Origin of the sequence: Roseateles sp. SL47 (genome assembly GCF_026625885.1) — a bacterium.
GTDB lineage: Bacteria > Pseudomonadota > Gammaproteobacteria > Burkholderiales > Burkholderiaceae_C > Roseateles.
This window is the reverse complement of sequence record NZ_CP113068.1, coordinates 2607838-2625996: the sequence shown is the minus strand read 5'-3', so window position 1 is coordinate 2625996 and position 18159 is coordinate 2607838. Positions and strand designations below refer to the sequence as shown.

Here is an 18159-nt window from a genome sequence, read left to right as displayed (position 1 = left end):
ATCTTCTAGCAAGCCCCATGCCGGTGCATGGGTGAACCTCCCCTCGCCGCGCGATCTCGGCACGGAACCTGCATTCCATGTACATCTCGCCATGGACTCCTCCGCCACGTCCTCCCCCGCCCCGCAGCACATCATCAAGCTGCGGAGGGACTACAACGCCTGGGTGGCCCATGAAACGCTGGAAGACTATGCCCTGCGCTACACGCCGCAGCGCTTCCGGCGCTGGACGCCACTGCGCGTGGCCAACACGGCCTTTGGTGCGGCGTCGTTCCTCATCCTGGAAGCGGTGGGCGCCACGCTGCTGCTGCACTACGGCTGGACCAATGCCGCCTGGGCCATCCTCGCCACCGGCCTGATCATCTTCCTGGCCGGCCTGCCCATCAGCGTCTATGCCGCCCGTCACGGGGTGGACATGGATCTGCTCACCCGCGGCGCAGGCTTCGGCTACATCGGGTCCACCCTCACGTCCCTGATCTACGCCAGCTTCACCTTCATCTTCTTTGCGCTCGAAGCAGCGGTGATGGCCTATGCGCTGGATCTGGCCCTGGACATCCCACCGCAGTGGGGCTATCTCATCTGTGCGCTGGTGGTGATCCCGCTGGTCACCCACGGCATCTCCGCCATCAGCCGGCTGCAACTCTGGACTCAGCCGCTTTGGCTCGTCCTGCTCATCTTCCCCTTCGCCTGGGTGGCCTGGCGCCAACCTGGTGCATTTGATGGCATCACGAACCAAATCGGGTCGCAATCGGGCACGGCGGCCTTTGATCTGCACGCGTTTGGTGCCGCCCTGACGGTGGGGGTGGCGCTCATTACCCAGATGGGCGAGCAGGCCGACTATCTGCGTTTCATGCCACGCCAGACGCCTGCCAATCGCACCCGCTGGTGGGCTGCCGTGCTGCTGGGAGGGCCAGGCTGGGTGGTGCTGGGCGTGCTGAAGATGCTGGGAGGCGCACTGCTGGCCTATCTGGCGGTCAGCCATGCCGTGCCGGCCGAGCGGGCGGTGGACCCCAACCAGATGTATCTCGCGGCCTACGAATATGTGTTCCCGCGCTATGGCTGGGCGGTGGCGGCCACGGCGCTCTTCGTGGTGATCTCCCAGCTCAAGATCAATGTCACCAATGCCTATGCCGGCTCGCTGGCCTGGAGCAACTTCTTCTCCCGCCTGACCCACAGCCACCCTGGCCGGGTCGTCTGGGTGGTCTTCAACACGCTCATCGCCTTCATGTTGATGGAGATGAATGTGTTCGATGCGCTGGGCCATGTGCTGGGGCTGTATGCCAACATTGCCATTGCCTGGATCATGGCGGTGGTGGCGGATCTGGTCATCAACAAGCCCCTCGGGCTCTCCCCGCCCGGCATCGAATTCAAGCGCGCGCATCTTTACGACATCAACCCCGTCGGCGTGGGGGCCATGGTGCTGGCGTCCGCGCTGTCGATGGCGGCCCACATGGGCGTGATGGGGTCGCTGGCCCAGGCCTGGTCGGCCGTGATTGCCATGGTCACCGCGCTGGTAACCGCCCCGCTGATCGCATGGGCCACGGGTGGGCGTTTTTACCTGGCCCGCACCCCCTCGCCCGCCGATCTCGCACTGTCCAAGGACAGCACCACACTCCAACGCTGCGTGATCTGCGAGCGCGACTACGAAGGCCCGGACCTGGCCCACTGCCCGGCGTACCGGGGCGCCATCTGCTCCCTGTGCTGCACCCTGGATGCGCGTTGCGGCGACCTGTGCAAGCCGCATGCACGCCTGTCGGAACAGTGGTCACGGCTGCTTCGGCGGGTACTGCCCCGGCGCAGTTGGCCGTATCTGGACACCGGCTTGGGCCACTATCTGCTGCTGATGATGGTGATCACCCCCGTGCTGGCCGCGATCTTCGGGCTGCTCTACCACCAGCAACTGCAGCAGATGCCGCTGGTGGACGGGGGCGCCGCAATGGCCCTGCAGCAGGGCCTCTACAGCGGCCTGCTCAAGGCATTTTTTGCCCTGCTGCTGGTTGCCGGCACGGTGGCCTGGTGGCTGGTGCTGGCCCATCAAAGCCGGGAAGTGGCCCAGGAGGAATCCAACCGCCAGACCCAGGCCCTGATGCGGGAAATCGACTCGCACCGCCGCACCGATGAAGCCTTGCAAGCGGCCCGGCTGCAGGCGGAACGGGCTCAGGCCGCCGCCGAGGCGGCCAACCAGGCCAAGAGCCGTTACATCAGCGCCATCAGCCATGAACTGCGTACCCCGCTGAACAGCATCCTCGGTTATGCGCAGCTCATGGCGGCCGATGCGTCGCTGGCACCGCAGCGCCGTCAGGCGGTGCAGGTGATCAAGCGCGGTGGCGAGCACCTGATGCGCCTGATCGACGGCACGCTGGACATTGCCCGCATCGAAGCGGGCCGCCTGAGCCTGGAGCCGGCCCCGCTGCGGTTTGGTGACCTGCTGCGCGAGTTGGTGGACATGTTCGAACCGCAGGCCGCTGCCAAAGGCCTGGCCTTCCGCTTCGAGACCTCCGGAACGCTGCCCGCCTGGGTGCGGGCCGATGAGCAACGGCTGCGCCAGATCCTCATCAACCTGCTGGGCAACGCCATCAAGTTCACCCGCGTGGGCGCGGTCACGCTGCAGGTGCGGCACAGCCGTGAAATGGCGACGGTGGAGATCAGCGACACCGGCCCCGGCATGGACACGGACGAGCTGGCCCGCATCTTCGAACCGTTCACGCGCGGCAGCAGTGCAAGCGCCAGCGGCGGCGGCGGCACCCCACCGGGCGCCGGACTGGGGCTGACCATTGCGCGCATGCTCACCGAACTGATGGGCGGTGAACTGACCGCCAGCAGCACACCCGGCACGGGCTCCACCTTCCGGGTGCGCCTGTTCCTTCCCGAGATTCACGGCCGCATTCCGGACCGTGAACTGCCGCGCGGACTTGCCGTTGCGTCCGCTGGCACCGGCCGGCCGGTGACGCAGCGTCTGCGCATCGATGGCCCCGCGCCACGGCTGCTGGTGGTGGACAACGAAGCCGAAGACCGCCAATTGCTGATCCAATTGCTGGAGCCGCGGGGTTTCCTCGTGCGCGAGGCCTCCAGTGGCCACGACGCCCTGGACCTGGTGGCCGCCGGCTGGGTGCCGGACGCGGTGCTGATGGACCTGGCCATGCCCGGCATCGACGGCTGGGAGACGATCCGCCGCCTGCGTCAACGCATGCCGGCGCTGGAGGCGATTGCCGTGGTGTCCGCCAATGCCTTTGAGCGCGGGCAGGACAACGATGCCGGCATCACCTCACGAGACTTCATTCTCAAGCCGGTGCGGCATGAATTGCTGCTGGACTGGCTGGAAGAACGGCTGCACCTGCGCTGGCTGGCATCACCGCCGGTGCAGGACAAACCAGAACCCAAACCGCCCGTGCTGACACCGCCGCCGGATCAATTGACCGGTCTGCGGGAAGCCCTGGGCCTGGGCTACTACCGTGGCGTGCTGCAGCAGCTCGACACCATTGAAAGCGCCGACCCGCGTTGGCGTCCGTTCTGCGAGGCCCAGCGCGAGCTGGCGCGCCAGTTCCAGTTCGAGGCCATGCTGCTGGCCCTGGACGCCCGTACCGATGACCTTGCCGTGTGATGAACAATGTCCTGCCCCCTTCCGTCGCCGCCCTGCTGGAGCAGCAGCAGGGCGACCGTGTGCTGTTGGTGGACGATGTCCCGGACAACCTTTCGCTGCTGCATGACGCGCTGGACGAGCACGGCTACACCGTGCTGGCGGCCACCAGTGGCGAAGCCGCGCTGACCCGCGCGCTGCAGGGCCAGCCGGACATCGTGCTGCTGGACGCCATGATGCCGGGCATGGACGGCTTCGAGGTGGCCCGCCGCCTCAAGGCCAATCCGGTCACGGCGCACATCCCGATCATCTTCATGACGGGCCTGACCGAGACTGAGCACCTGGTCGCCGCCCTCCAGGCCGGCGGGGTCGATTACGTCACCAAGCCGCTGGACCCACGCGCCGTGCTGGCCCGCATGCAAGTGCATCTGCAGGGAGCGCGGCAGGCGCGCCAGACCCGGCAGGCGCTGGATGCCTTCGGTTATGCCAGCATCGCCGTGCGCGCCAGCAGCGGCCGGCTGCTGTGGCAGACGCCGCTGGCGCGTGAACTGCTGCAGTTGTATTACGGCACCGTGGCGCCCATCACCCCGGTGCCGGTGCTGCAGTGGTTGCGACGCTGCCTGGACGCCATGAGCGGCCAGGAGCCGGGCGCTGCCGCCCCCCCCGAGCCTGCGCGCCTCACCGCCGAGCTGGGCGCCCGACGGCTCAGCTTCCGGCTGCATCACTGCATCGGCGGGGACGAAGGGCCCGGGCCCGGTGGCGACTGGCTGATCGTGATGCGCGAGGTCTCCGATGCGGCGGTGATCCGCTCCCTGGGCCTGTCGTTCAATCTGACGGCGCGTGAAGCGGAGGTGCTGTATTGGGTGGTGAAAGGCAAGATCAACCGGGACATTGGCGAGATCCTGGGCGCGAGCCCGGCCACGGTGAAAAAACACCTGGAACGCATCCATGCCAAGCTGGGGGTGGAGACGCGCACGGCGGCGGCGTCGATGGCACTGACCCGCGCCAGGGAGATCCATCCGCAGTGGGAGCTGTGATCGCGGTCCAGGGTGAGCCAGCGCGGTCCAGCGCGGTCCTGCCGCGAGGGTTTCTACGCGCCTTGACGCATCGTTGGCCGCGCATCCGGTCTCGTGGCCGATTCTCCGGTTGGGCCCCCTCGAGATCGGTGGCGCCGAAGCTCTCCGGTCTCCTGGCAGACGCTGAGCAACACCACCGGGCTTTGCTCCTTGGCCACGGCGGGTTCCTCCAGATTGCCGGCGTATTGGATGGGCCGGAGCTCCGTCTCTGAGTCGTCACCGTCCATCGGTCCGTCCGCCAGGGCAGCAGCCCGCTGGGCCTCCACGTCGTCGGTCACGGCATAGCCCCTCGCATGCAATGCATCCGTCCAGAACGGGTAAGTCACCGCCGTCAGCAACGCCGCAATGGCTTCGGTGGTCCAGTCGGCAGCCGCCTGGGCATGCTCCGACCCCACGACCGACACCATGGCTCGAGGCAGCATGTGGTCCGCCAGCAAGGTGTCATAGATCTGGTTAAAGGCCGAGACAAAGCCGCCACGCGCGATCATGGTGTCCCAGTGGAGTTGCGTCTTCACCGCCTCCCGCAGATCACCCCGACCGATGCGAAGCCGGGGCTGGGTGGACACTCCATGCCGCGCCACATGGTTGGCGCCCAGCAGCGACATCAGGTCCACCGACTCCCCCGCCGCATTGGCCGCGCTGCGCGCCAGCAGACCAGAAGGGATCAGGCCGCCCGGCCCTGCATCAGGCGCCGCCACGAAAGCACGACTGACGGCCAGTTGATTCACTGCATATGACGCACCCGCCACACCCAATGAGGTCTTGGTGGGCCCGCTGTCGGGGTCGGAGACGATGGGGAACATCGCCTGCGCGGCATCCCGCAGCAGTGGGTAGAGCACCACTTCCGCCAGGCGCAGGCCGGGGTTGGTGAGTGTGCCGGTCGCCAGCGCCATCCCGCCGGTGGCGATGGACAGTCCCATCAGCACCAGCCGGGTGAGCCGGGAATAGGTCGTGGCGTTCTGGTTCCGCTCATCCCGCCACATCAGCAGCAACTGCCCTGCCACCGGCATGGCCATCGCACCCGCGCCGATCAGCGTGTGGGTCAGCTCCGACGTGCCCTGGGCCATGGCAATGTCCAGCGCGCGGCCGACCGCCTGCCGCGCCAGTGTGGTCAGACCCACGGAGCCCAGGGAGCGCAGCGTGGTATGCCCGAAGTTCAGCGCGGTTCGGGAAGGGCCGTAGGCATCCATGGTCGTGGCGACATGGCGCAGACCCGCCAGCAGCGCCATGAGTCGGCCACTGACACCGGCCGACGCCGGGCGGAACCCGCCTGTGGCGGCACGAATTCCATCGCGCAACTCCGACGGCAGTGCCCCTTCATGGCCGGTGGCCAGGTAGGACGCCACTGCAGCGTCATGCGGCGTGGTGTCTCCAATCTCGATGTAGACCGTCCCGGCGCGCGCCGGGTGTGGCGTCCGCAGCCGATCCGCCAGCACATGCATCTGCTGCGGGTCAGCGACCCGCGCTTGCGCGTCGACCCATTGGGCGACGTCCTGGAATTCCCGGCGGGCAGTGGCCGACCCCGGGGATGCAGGACCGGCACGCGCAGCCCCCGCATCTGCGGAACTCTCCGCTGTGGAATCGTCGTCCATGGAGATCCGAACATCGGCATGGAAAGCCGACGGGGCCGAGGCGGTGGCGTATGGCGTATACATGCCGCATCAGTCTGCGCCGTGGCAAACGAAGTTCAGCCCCGGGGCGCTATGGGCGCTATCGCCGCCGGGGCTGAAAGGATGGCTCTGCCGCGCACGAGCTCACGTCGTCGGGCCAGCGCGTCAGGCCAGCGCGTCAGGCCAGCGCATCAGGCCAGCGCGTCAGACCCAGCCGTCACGGATTGATGCGCAGATAGTCACCCTCTCGCGCTTCCGCCACCCGCTCGGCACCGCGGCCGATCTGGAAATACACCCGCAGGGTCTTGCGGTCCCCAATGGCGGGGTCGCGATCCACCAGGCTGTTGTCCACCTTGATGTTCACACCACCGCCCCGGCTGATGTTGCGCAAACGGGTGGTCACGTCCGCCTGGCGGTTGCCAGCGCCGTAGGTGGCGCGGTTGATGATGACGCGGTTGTCCGTCTGCTCCTGCGGTGGGTAGCCACCACCGGGCCGGCCTTCCCAGCCGCCGTTCCACGCGCTGTCCCCCCAGTTGCCACGGCCCCAGCCGGTGAACTGGTTGCCATCCACCCAGTCGCCTTCGCGGTAATCGAAATTGCGAATCTCGCCATGGCGGCCCCGTGCGGTGATGCGCAGGGTTTTCTTGCGTCCCACCGCCGGGTCTTCACGGAACAATTCATTGGCCAGCTTGAATCGGCGATCGGCGCGGGCCAGTTCCTTCAGACGGCCCGTGACGTCGATGTTGCGCTCCGGCGTGCCGTAACGGGCCTGGAGAATCGCCCAGTCGCCGTCGTCTTCACGGTCGTTGCCACCGCCTTGGCCAGGGCGGGCGCCATCCCAGCCGCCGCTCCAGGTGTGGTCGCCCCAGTCGCCACGCCCCCAGCCGGTGAACTGGTTGCCATCCACCCAGTCGCCTTCGCGGTAGTCGAAATTGCGGACCTCGCCGTTGCGCCCCTTGGCAATGATGCGCAGGGTCTTGCGGTCTCCCACGGCGGGATCCTGATGGAACAGCTCATTGGCCAGCTTGAAGCGGCGGTCCGACCGCGCCAGCTCCTTCAGCCGGCCGGTGACATCGATGTTGTGCTGCGCGGTGCCGTAGCGGGCATTGAGGATCTGCCAGTCACCGTCGTCTTCGTCCCAAGCCCAGGCGCTGGACGCCATGGAGGCGGTAAGGAGGGTCAGGGCCACCAACAGCCAGCGGCTCAGCCACTGGCTGACCGGGTGGGCGGGGCGGGAGATGGAAGAGAGTGCCATCAAGATGGATGCTCCGGAATTTCAATATGTCGAATTGTTGCTTCAACGCTGCGGCGGGCCACCGGGTGGACCGGACCTGTTGCGCAGGTGTTACAGCCCGTCTCCGCTCGGGGCGGCTGGGCTTGGACGGTGATGGTGCTCAGGGTTCTGGCTGTACGCCATCCGCCGTATAGGTGGTCCGGGCCGTGCTCCCTAGCATCCAGACGTCATATCTACCCCTTGGAGCACTGTCATGTCTGCACGAGCACCGTCTTCCCGTCGCCACGCCATCCAGCTGCTGGCCGCCGCCAGCGCCCTGGCGGGCCTCAGCCTGACGGCCCTGCCGGCCCTGGCCGCCGACACCATCAAGGTGGGCGTGCTGCACAGCCTGTCGGGCACCATGGCCATTTCGGAGACGGTGCTCAAGGACACCGTGCTGATGGCCATCGACGAGATCAATGCCAAGGGGGGTGTGCTCGGCAAGAAGCTGGAGCCGGTGGTGGTAGACCCGGCTTCCAACTGGCCCCTGTTTGCCGAAAAGACCCGCCAGTTGCTCACGCAGGACAAAGTGGCGGTGATCTTTGGCTGTTGGACCTCGGTGTCGCGCAAGTCGGTGCTGCCGGTGGTGGAAGAGCTCAACGGGCTGCTGTTCTACCCGGTGCAATATGAAGGCGAAGAACTGAGCAAGAACGTGTTCTACACCGGGGCCGCACCCAACCAGCAGGCCATCCCGGCGGTGGACTACCTGATGAGCAAGGATGGCGGTGGCGCCAAGCGCTGGGTGCTGCTGGGCACCGACTATGTCTACCCCCGCACCACCAACAAGATCCTGCGCGCCTATCTGCACAGCAAGGGCGTGAAGGACAGCGATATCGACGAGAAATACACCCCGTTCGGCCACAGCGACTACCAGACCATCGTGGCCGACATCAAGAAGTTCTCGGCCGGCGGCAAGACGGCCGTGGTGTCCACCATCAACGGCGACTCCAACGTGCCCTTCTACAAGGAACTGGGCAATGCCGGCCTGAAGGCCAAGGACGTGCCGGTGGTGGCGTTCTCGGTGGGCGAGGAGGAGCTTCGCGGCGTCGATACCAAGCCGCTGGTGGGCCATCTGGCGGCATGGAACTACTTCATGTCCATCAAGAACCCGACCAATGACGCCTTCATCAAGAAGTGGTCGGACTATGCCAAGTCGCACAACATCCCGGGCCACAAGGACAAGCCGCTGACCAATGACCCGATGGAGGCCACCTACATCGGCATCAACATGTGGAAGCAGGCCGTGGAAAAGGCCAAGAGCACCGATGTCAACAAGGTGATCGCCGCCATGGCCGGCCAGACCTTCAACGCGCCGTCCGGCATCACATCCAAGATGGATGAGAAGAACCACCACCTGCACAAGTCGGTGTTCATCGGGGAAATCCGTGCGGACGGCCAGTTCAACGTCGTGTGGAAGACGCCGGCCCCGGTCAAGGCCAAGCCCTGGAGCCCCTACATCGCAGGCAACGAGTCCAAGCCGGACGAACCCGCGAAGAAGTAATCAGGTCCGGAGGCGCCCGGCCCGCCTGCTCCGAGCCCGGCTCGGCCGGGCGGGCTGGGTGTCTGAGCTCATGAGCATGGAGTCCACAATGCGTTCAGTCCCGGCATGGCCGTTCAGAGTCATCGCCATCCTCCTGCTGGGGATGTGCACCGGTCTGCCGGTCCTGGCCCTGACCCAGGCCCAGGCCTTGGCCCTGGCCCAGGGCGACACCGACGAGCGGATCGCCGCCATCAATGCCCTGGTGGCCCAGCCGGATACGCGCACCGCCAGCGTCCTTCGGGCACTGAGCGAAGACCGGCTCAAGCTGGCCGGCACGCGGGTGTTGATCGCCGACGGCGACAGCCTGGCCGATGCAGCCACCGGCGCATCGGTGACCCCGGTGCCGGAGGGGCTGGAGGATGTCCTGCTCAACAACCGCCTGCGCGGCGAGTTGGACGGCGCCCTGGCCGCCCTGAAGCTCGCCAGCCCCGATGCCAGGGAACGCCTGGCCGCTGCCCGCGCGCTGCTGGATGCCGGGGTGGATGAATCCCGCGCGCCGCTGCTGGCCCATGCGCTGGCGCAGGAAAAGGATGACGCGGTGAAGGAAGCCCTGGCCCTCACCCAGGCAGCCGCCCTGGCGGCCAGCAGCGATGCCGGCAAGCGCTTGCAAGCAGCGCGGCTGCTGGGCGAATCCCACAGCCCGGAAACCCGGCTGCTGCTCAACCAGCGGCTGGCGGAAGAACAAGACCCTGCCGTGCAGGCGGCCTTGCGACAATCGCTGGCCCAGGTGGAATCCACACTCGCCTGGGGCGAACGACTGGGCGCCCTGTTCACCGGGGTCAGCCTGGCCAGCATTCTGCTGCTGGTGGCGCTGGGGCTGGCCATCACCTATGGCCTGATGGGCGTCATCAACATGGCTCATGGTGAGCTGATGATGATCGGCGCCTATGCCACCTATCTGGTGCAGGTGGCCTTCCGCCAATGGCTGCCGCCCACGTGGTTCGGCGCCTACCTCGTCGTGGCCGTACCTGCGGCGTTTCTGGCGTCTGCGGCCGTGGGCGCCCTGCTGGAGCGCACGGTGCTGCGATGGCTCTACGGCCGCCCGCTGGAAACCCTGCTGGCCACCTGGGGCCTGAGCCTCATCCTGATGCAGGCGGTGCGCAGCCTCTTCGGAGCCCAGAACGTGGCGGTGGAAAGCCCCGGTTGGATGGCGGGTTCGCTGAATCTGCTGCCGGGGTTGGCGCTGCCGACCAACCGGCTGGTGATCATCGTGTTTGCGCTGGCCGTGCTGGGGGGCATGGCGCTGCTGATCAGCCGCACCCGGCTGGGCCTGTTTGTGCGCGCCGTCACCCAGAACCGCCCGATTGCTTCCTGCATGGGCGTGCCCACGGCCCGTGTGGATACCTACGCCTTTGCACTGGGCTCCGGTCTGGCCGGCCTGGCAGGCTGTGCCTTGAGCCAGGTCGGCAATGTGGGGCCGGACCTCGGCCAGAGCTACATCGTCGACGCCTTCATGGTGGTGGTGCTGGGCGGCGTGGGCCAACTGGCCGGGACCGTGCTCGCGGCCCTGGGCCTGGGCCTGGCCAACAAGGCGCTGGAAGGCGTGGTGGGTGCTGTGCTGGCCAAGATTGCGGTGCTGGTGTTCATCATCGTCTTTATCCAGAAGCGTCCGCAGGGCCTCTTTGCGGTGAGAACGCGATGACCGCTCCCACCCAACCGATGTCTCTCCCTTCACTCCCGCCGTCCAAGGTGTCTGCATGGACCGCCTGATGTCCTCCACGCTTCCCGCCTCGCCCCCTGTGGTCCTGCCCCGCCCCCCCGCCCTGCTCAGCCGGGGCGGGTGGATCGCCCTGGTCTCGGCCGTGCTGCTGGCCTGCCTGGTGGTGCCGATGCTCAACCTGATGCTGCCGGCCCAACATCCGCTGCATCTGGACGACTATTGGGTCGGCCTGCTGGGCAAGTTCTGCTGTTATGCCCTGTGCGCCCTGGCCATGGACCTCATCTGGGGCTTCACCGGCATTTTGTCGCTGGGGCACGGGCTGTATTTCGCGCTGGGCGGCTATGTGATGGGCATGTATCTCATGCGCCAGATCGGCACCGATGGCCAGTACCGCAGCACCCTGCCGGACTTCATGGTCTTCCTGGACTGGAAGACCCTGCCCTGGCAGTGGGCCTTGAGCGACAGCTTTGTCGCCACGCTGGTGCTGGTGTTGCTGGTCCCGGGCACGGTGGCGTTTCTCTTCGGCTTCTTTGCGTTCCGCTCGCGCATCCAGGGTGTGTATTTCTCGATCATCACCCAGGCGATGACCTATGCGGCGATGCTGCTGTTCTTCCGCAATGAAACCGGCTTCGGCGGCAACAACGGCTTCACCGACTTCAAGCGGATTCTGGGTTTTTCGATCACCACGCCCGGCATGCGCATGTTGCTGTTTGTGCTGAGCGCGCTGACCCTGGTGGGCGCATTTCTCGGCCTGCGCTGGCTGACACGCGCCAAGTTCGGCCGGGTGCTGAGCGCCGTGCGGGATGCCGAGTCGCGGCTGATGTTCTGCGGCTATTCACCGCTGCCCTACAAACTGGCGGCATGGGTGTTGTCGGCGCTGCTGTGCGGCGTGGCCGGGGCGCTGTATGTGCCGCAGGTCGGCATCATCAATCCCAGCGAAATGAGCGTGGCCAATTCCATCGAGATTGCCGTGTGGGCCGCCGTGGGGGGCCGGGGCACGCTGGCCGGGCCCATTGCCGGGGCCTTTGCAGTCAACGGTGCCAAGAGCTGGCTGACGCAGGTGGCGCCGGAGTTCTGGCTGTACGTGCTGGGGGCGTTGTTTGTGGCGGTCACCCTGTTCATGCCGGACGGCATTGCCGGGCTGGTACGGCGCCTGCGCCGCACCCCGCGTGCCGGGAAGGAGGCCGCATGAATCCCGATCTGATGGAACAAGGTGCGGAGCGCCTGCAGCGCCGGGCCAGCGGCCCGGGGTATGGACGGGTGGTGGAACCTGGCGCCCTGGACCTGACACACGGCCGCATTCTTTATCTGGAAGACGTCACTGTGAGCTTTGATGGCTTCAAGGCCATCAACCATCTCTCCATCGACATCGCGCCCGGCGAGTTGCGCTGCATCATCGGCCCGAACGGGGCGGGCAAGACCACGATGATGGACATCATCACCGGCAAGACCCGGCCGGACAGCGGCACGGTGTTTTTCGGCGGCACCATCAACCTGCTGCGCCACAGTGAGGCCGAGATCGCCCAGTTGGGCATCGGCCGCAAGTTCCAGCGACCCACGGTGTTCGAGGCCTTGTCGGTCTATGAAAACCTGGAGCTGGCGCTGCAGGGCTCCCGCGCGCTGCGGGCCTCGCTCTGGGGCACCCTCACCGGTGAGCAGAAAGACCGGCTGGCGGAAGTGCTGACACTGATCCGCCTGGCCGACCAGCTGGAGCGCAAGGCCGGCCTGCTGAGCCACGGGCAGAAGCAATGGCTGGAGATCGGCATGCTGCTGGTGCAGGACCCACGCCTGCTGCTGCTGGACGAACCGGTGGCCGGCATGACGGACCAGGAAACCGAACGCACGGCCGAGCTGATCCTGACACTGAAGGGGAAGCACAGCATCATCGTCGTGGAGCATGACATGGGCTTCATCGACACGATTGCCGAGAAGGTCACCGTGCTGGCCGAAGGCTCGGTGCTGGCCGAAGGCACGCTCGCCCAGGTGCAGGCCGACGAGCGGGTGATCGAGACCTACCTTGGCCGCTGAGTTCGGCCCGCTCACCTTCGCAACCCCCACGACACCCAGGGACACCCACATGTTGAGCGCTGAAGGCATCAACCAGTATTACGGCGGCTCGCACATCCTGCGGGACGTGTCGGTCGCCGCCAGCCCCGGACGCATCACCGTGCTTTTGGGTCGCAACGGCGTCGGCAAGACCAGCCTGCTCAAGAGCCTGATGGGCCTGGTGCCGGTGCGCTCCGGCAGCATCCGGCTGGCAGGTGAGGACATCACCCGCGCCACACCCTACCAGCGCGCCCGTGCCGGCATCGGGTATGTGCCGCAGGGGCGCGAGATCTTCGCGCGCCTGACGGTGGAAGAGAACCTGCGCATGGGCCTGGCCAGCCAGCCGGGCGGCACACCGGTGCCGGCGCATCTGTATGAGCTGTTCCCGGTGCTGCAACAGATGCTGCGCCGTCGCGGGGGCGATCTTTCCGGCGGGCAGCAGCAGCAGCTGGCGATTGCACGGGCGTTGGCCTCGTCGCCCCGCCTGCTGATCCTGGACGAACCGACCGAGGGCATCCAGCCCAGCATCATCAAGGACATCGGCCGGGTCATCCGTCGGCTGGCCGACGATGGGCTGGACGGGCATCCGGTCGCCATCCTGCTGTGTGAGCAGTATTACGACTTCGCCGCCGAGCTGGCGGACGACTTCCTGGTGCTGGAGCGCGGCAGCGTGATTGCCCGCGGGGACCGGGCGGCGATGCAGCAGCCGGAGATTCGCGGGCTGGTGGCGATCTGATCGGCGGCGGCGCCTACTGCAGCACCGGCGGCGTGGGCGTGCTGGCCCGTACTGCAGCCGCAGCCTCCGACAACATCTGACGCAGCCAGCGCTGCGCGGCATCCAGTTCGTGCCGCACATGCCAGACCTGGCTGATGTCGATGTGCGGCAGTTTAAAAGGCAGTTCCCGGCTGGCCAGCAGGCTGGAGATGCCGGTCGCCGGAATGAAACTGTTGGGCAGCACCGTCAGCAGGTCCGACTGCTGCACGGCCAGGCCGCCGGTGAAAAAGCTGTTGACCGTGATGGCCACGGTGCGCTGGCGGCCCAGGGCCTGCAGCGCATCGTCCACAAAGCCATGCGGACGGCCTGCAAAGCTCACCCGCAGATGCTGGGCGGCGCAATAGGCGTCCAGGGTCAAGGCTTCGGGGGCGGCGAGTGGGTGGTCCCGGCGCATCACGCACAGATACTGGCTCACATACAGCGAGGCCTTGCGAAAGGCCTCCCCGCCGGGCTGCCCCATCAGGGTGACGATGTCCGGAAAGAAGCCGATGGCCACATCCGCGCGGCCCTGCTCCAGCATTTCGCGGGGGTCCCGGGTGGTGAGCGGAACGATGCGCAGGCCCACATGGACGCCGTCCTGCAGGAAACGCCGCGCCAGCGCAGGCACCACCAGCGCGGCAGTGGCGTCCGCCATGGCCAGCGTGAAGCTGATGGTGTTGGCGGCGGCCTTGGGGTCGAATTCCTGCGGGGCCAGTGCGTCCTGCAGGCTGGACAAGGCGGTGCGGATGGTCGGCCACAGCGCCAGCGCATGCGGTGTGGGCGCCACACCGGTGGGGGTGGGGATGAACAACTCTTCGTTGGTCGCTTCCCGCAGCCGGCGCAGGGCATTGCTCACCGCCGGCTGGGTGATGGACAGCCGGTGGGCGGCCCGGGTGACATGGCGCTCCTCCATCACCACATCAAACACCCGCAGCAGGTTGAGGTCCAGGGTGCGGAAGTTGACAGGGCGCGGCGTATGCATGCGGCTGATGCTAAAGGGAAGCGGGGGGCATTCGCGTCAGTGATGACCCGATTCTGCTTCTCAATTGGGCAAACCTACGTAAATACCCGAATATCTCGCCATCGGATCTGCGGCAGGTGCCCAGATCCGCAACGAGGACACACCATGTACACCCAAAGTTTTGATGCTCCCCTGCAAGTCATGGCCGCCGATGCAGTGCGCGCCGGCATTGCCCGCCAGGCGGGCGAACGGGTGGTGTCCATTGCGGTTCAGGTGGGCGAGCTGATCGAGCTGGCTGTCGGTTTCGTCGGCGAGCGCCGCCTGCGCGCCACCATGCTGGCAGCGGCCCGTGAGCAGGATCAGGCCCGTCCGGCCTTTGCCGATTCCCTGCGCCGCGCCGCCGGTCACTCCTGGCTGTAAGGCCCGGCGGCCGCCAGGGCCGCTGTGACAGGCCGGGGGCCTGGGCAGGCATTTCAGGGCTGCGGCCCCACAGCCCCACACCCTGTCCGGCGAGCGTGTATTCGGATGTGAAATACCGCACAGCCTGAACGTCTGGTGGAAGGGTCCGGTGACACGCAGGTTCCAGCGTCCCGCTGGCCTCGATCACCAGCAGACAGCGCGGTGCCTCACATGGACCACAAACGCGGCAGGTTGGCCGGGAGGCCCCACAACTCGTGCCGCCAACGCGCCCAGCAGGCCCGCAGCAGCTGGAACACCGGCTCCACCACCGGGCCCAGCACCCGCACCACCAGCACCCGGTCCTGAGCGGCGGTGGCACCGGCCATGGTCCGCAGCAGCGGATCGGCATCGATCAGTGCTCGCACGGCCTCCAGCGCGCGTTCGCGCCGCTCGCGTGAAATTCCCTCGCCGGCCGCAAACACCAGGGTGCCGAGGCAACGCTGCCCAGCCAGCCCCAGGGGGCCGTCCATCAACACCGCATCCGACGCCGCCAGCGTGCCTCGCTCAAGCCATTGGCCGGGAATTTCCAGGTGCTGCGTGAAACGCCCCTGGTCAAACGGCTGATCAGCCCCCGGCAAGCCCAGGGCGGTGATGTCCCAGGCCAGCAGTTCAGCGCCTGGGGCCAGTTCAAACCGGGCATGGTTCAGCGCCTCGCAGCCGGGGTAGGCAATCGCTTCCAGCGGCAGCCATTCCAGGCGGGTCCCCTCCTCCAGGCGGGCCGCAACGCGCTGCACCGCCGGTGTGCCCTGCGGGCTGCGGTAGAAGCGGGTGGCGCCCGGCGTGGTGATGAGCGCATGGGCTTGCGGCGCCAGCGTCAGACGGATGTCCAGCGTGTCGCCGCCCACCAGACCGCTGGGCGGATGCACCAGCACGCTGTGGCACAGGCCCGCCCCTTCCGGATACAGGCTCTTGAGCAGCCGCAGCGGCCCCTCGTGTTCGTGGCTGACCACGCAACGGCCCCGCTCAACGCGGTAGTCGGCACTCAGGCGGGCCAGCCAGGCCTTGGCAGCGGGGGTATCCACCGGCTCAGGTCGCGGCTTTTTGCCAGAGCTCATCCAGGCGCTGGAAGCCCCAGGTGGCCGGGTCTTCACGACCAATGATGCGGTCACCCGCATTGGCGGCGGACAGGTCCAGCACCTGCGTGGGAATCGGCATTTGGGATTTGGTGGAATAAAACACCCGCACCAGGGGCGCAGTCAAGGCCGAACTGTTTTGGTCCAGCACCACGGCCAGGCGGCCGGACTGCAGCTTGACCAGCGTGCCCACCGGATAAATGCCCACGGACTTGACGAAGGCCTGGAAGATGCGGGGGTCGAAATGCCCGTTCCACTGCGCCATGCGGGCCAGCGACGAGGCCGGGTCCCATGCATTCTTGTAGGGGCGAACGGAGGTGATGGCGTCGTAGACATCACAGACGGCCCCCATGCGGGACATCAGGGTGATGTTCTCGCCGGCCAGCTTGGCCGGGTAGCCGCTGCCATCCATCTTTTCGTGATGGTGCAGGGCCACGTCCAGCGCCGAGGGAGGGACGGACGAACCATCCCTGAGCATTTCATACCCCCGGGTGGGATGGGCCTTCATGATCGCGAATTCCGCGTCGGTCAGCGCACCAGGCTTGTTCAGCACATCCAGCGGCATGGCCATCTTGCCCACGTCATGCAGCAGGCCGGCCAGGCCGGCCTCGCGGGTGGTGGCTTCGTCCAGGTCCAGTTGGCGGGACAGCGACACCATCAGCGCGCAAACCGCCACTGAATGCATGTAGGTGTAGTCGTCCTTGGTCTTGAGGCGAGCCAGGCTGATCAGGGCCGACGGGTTGCGCACCACCGAACTGGCCACTTCTTCCACCAGGGGCAGGCATTGCTCGGCATCCACCGCCTTGCCCAGGCGCGCTTCATTAAACAGGCTCATCACCGCCTGCTTGGACTTGTTGACCACCAGCGTGGCCCGTTCCAGTTCTTCCCCCATGGAGGCGGGCTGGCGGTCCAGCGTCACCGAGGGGGTGGACTTGACGATGGCCGGAGCTTGAGGGGCCGGCGGCTCCTCGGCCACCGGAGCGACTGCGGCAGGTGGCTCTGGCGCGGGTTCGGGTGGGGGGGCGGCAGCCACCTCGCCCACGTCCAGGCCCTTGGAGGCATCGATCCAGCAATGCGGCACCCCGCTGGCCCTCAACGCCTTGACGTCGGCCGGGTCGGTGAGCACGAACTTGGTCTTCCAAAACGGATGCGACAGCCACGACCCTTCAAGGCCATGCAGGTACATGCCTAAACACACCTGAGCAGTAGGGATCTTCTTGAGCATGGGAGGCTTCGACCAAGGCAACACAGTATGGCGCCCTCCTCGCGACGCGCTCCCAAAAGACCTACAAAAACAGAAAGGCTGCAAAAAAAAACCGCCCCTGGAGGGCGGCTCGATTCAGCCAGCTGTCGCCTCTATGGGCGGCACGCTCCTGTCGGTCAATTTATCCGAAATCCGACTCAGCGAAGTTTGGATTGAGGCACTGTTCGCAGCTCCCCTGGCAAGCTTGCCAAATATTTCCCTAAAGCCTTCAGTTCAGCGTGACTGAATTGCTTCACCTGGGCGGCCATGATGGCGTTCCCGCGGCCGACGTAAGGGTTCCCTTCCGTCTGGTAAGCCTTGAGGGCGGCATACAGGTAGTCAGCGTGCTGACCGGCGATCTTCGGGTAGGTGCCGTCGATCGGTTTGCTGAAGTTGGCACCGTGGCAGCTGGCGCAGGCGCCCTTGTCCAGCAGCGCCTTGATCTCGGCCGGGGGCGCCACGGTCTCCGGCACGGCTGGCACCTTGGCCTGCTGCTCGTAATAGGCCGAGATGTCGGTGATGTCCTTCTCGGTCAAGGACTGCGCAATGCCCCGCATGGTGGGGTGTTTGCGTTCGCCCTTGGCATAGGCCGTTAATGCCGAGCTGAGGTACTTGCTGTTCTGGCCGGCAATCATCGGTACCTTGTACACCTCCGGAAAGGTGGCCTGGTAACCCGGAATGCCGTGGCAGCCAATGCACATGGCCACCTTGGATTCAATGGGCACGGCCGCACCGGCCGCAACAGGGGTGGGTGCCGGCGCTTGTCCCTGCGCTGGCGATGGCGATGATGCACTGGTCTGAGCCGCAACAACAAAAGCACTTCCAGCCAGCATCAACGCAACGGATGTCTGCAGTTGTCTTCTCATGGTCCCATCTTCACCGATTTGGGG

At 66.5% G+C, this 18159-nt stretch carries 14 protein-coding genes; 8 read left to right on the top strand and 6 right to left on the bottom strand.

The window, feature by feature from the left end:
- Positions 1–91 precede the first annotated feature (91 nt).
- A complete protein-coding gene (locus OU995_RS11300; protein WP_267835644.1) occupies positions 92–3598 on the top strand; it encodes an ATP-binding protein in 3507 nt (1168 codons plus the stop codon).
- Entirely contained in the window at positions 3598–4611 is a 1014-nt protein-coding gene (locus OU995_RS11295; protein ID WP_267835643.1) for a response regulator, read from the top strand. Before OU995_RS11300 ends, OU995_RS11295 begins: the two co-directional genes overlap by 1 nt.
- 53 nt (positions 4612–4664) lie before the next feature.
- Here the strand turns inward: OU995_RS11295 and OU995_RS11290 are convergent, their stop codons facing one another.
- Complete coding sequence (locus OU995_RS11290; RefSeq protein WP_267835642.1) at positions 4665–6305, bottom strand: hypothetical protein; 1641 nt, start codon at positions 6303–6305, stop codon at positions 4665–4667.
- A 172-nt stretch (positions 6306–6477) separates the two neighbouring features.
- The gene (locus OU995_RS11285; protein WP_267835641.1) at positions 6478–7515 is read right to left on the bottom strand and encodes a hypothetical protein; all 1038 of its coding nucleotides are present in this window, start codon (positions 7513–7515) and stop codon (positions 6478–6480) included.
- Between the two features lie 232 nt (positions 7516–7747).
- On the opposite strand from OU995_RS11285, the gene urtA reads away from it, so the two are divergent.
- From urtA to urtE, 5 genes are all read left to right on the top strand, one after another.
- Positions 7748–9034, top strand: a complete 1287-nt coding sequence (urtA, locus tag OU995_RS11280; protein WP_267835639.1) for an urea ABC transporter substrate-binding protein — start codon at positions 7748–7750, stop codon at positions 9032–9034.
- An 88-nt stretch (positions 9035–9122) separates the two neighbouring features.
- Entirely contained in the window at positions 9123–10715 is a 1593-nt protein-coding gene (gene urtB / locus OU995_RS11275; protein WP_420714851.1) for an urea ABC transporter permease subunit UrtB, read from the top strand.
- A 67-nt stretch (positions 10716–10782) separates the two neighbouring features.
- On the top strand, positions 10783–11925 hold the full coding sequence (gene urtC / locus OU995_RS11270) for an urea ABC transporter permease subunit UrtC (RefSeq protein ID WP_267835638.1): 1143 nt from the start codon (positions 10783–10785) through the stop codon (positions 11923–11925).
- On the top strand, positions 11922–12761 hold the full coding sequence (gene urtD / locus OU995_RS11265; RefSeq protein ID WP_267835637.1) for an urea ABC transporter ATP-binding protein UrtD: 840 nt from the start codon (positions 11922–11924) through the stop codon (positions 12759–12761). Before urtC ends, urtD begins: the two co-directional genes overlap by 4 nt.
- A gap of 49 nt (positions 12762–12810) precedes the next feature.
- A complete protein-coding gene (gene urtE, locus OU995_RS11260; RefSeq protein WP_267835636.1) occupies positions 12811–13515 on the top strand; it encodes an urea ABC transporter ATP-binding subunit UrtE in 705 nt (234 codons plus the stop codon).
- 13 nt (positions 13516–13528) lie between these two features.
- Here urtE and OU995_RS11255 read toward each other — a convergent pair whose 3' ends face one another.
- Positions 13529–14515, bottom strand: coding sequence for a LysR family transcriptional regulator (locus OU995_RS11255; RefSeq protein ID WP_267835635.1), 987 nt, complete (start codon positions 14513–14515; stop codon positions 13529–13531).
- Between the two features lie 144 nt (positions 14516–14659).
- Between OU995_RS11255 and OU995_RS11250 the strand changes: the two genes are divergently transcribed.
- Positions 14660–14914 (top strand): hypothetical protein, encoded by a 255-nt coding sequence (locus tag OU995_RS11250; RefSeq protein ID WP_267835634.1) that lies wholly within the window; start codon positions 14660–14662, stop codon positions 14912–14914.
- A gap of 206 nt (positions 14915–15120) precedes the next feature.
- Here the strand turns inward: OU995_RS11250 and OU995_RS11245 are convergent, their stop codons facing one another.
- From OU995_RS11245 to OU995_RS11235, 3 genes are all read right to left on the bottom strand, one after another.
- Positions 15121–16008 (bottom strand): urease accessory protein UreD, encoded by an 888-nt coding sequence (locus OU995_RS11245; RefSeq protein WP_267835633.1) that lies wholly within the window; start codon positions 16006–16008, stop codon positions 15121–15123.
- Positions 15980–17251, bottom strand: coding sequence for an HD-GYP domain-containing protein (locus OU995_RS11240; protein ID WP_267835632.1), 1272 nt, complete (start codon positions 17249–17251; stop codon positions 15980–15982). Before OU995_RS11240 ends, OU995_RS11245 begins: the two co-directional genes overlap by 29 nt.
- Before the next feature lie 176 nt (positions 17252–17427).
- On the bottom strand, positions 17428–18135 hold the full coding sequence (locus OU995_RS11235) for a c-type cytochrome (protein ID WP_267835630.1): 708 nt from the start codon (positions 18133–18135) through the stop codon (positions 17428–17430).
- Between the last annotated feature and the right edge of the window lie 24 nt (positions 18136–18159).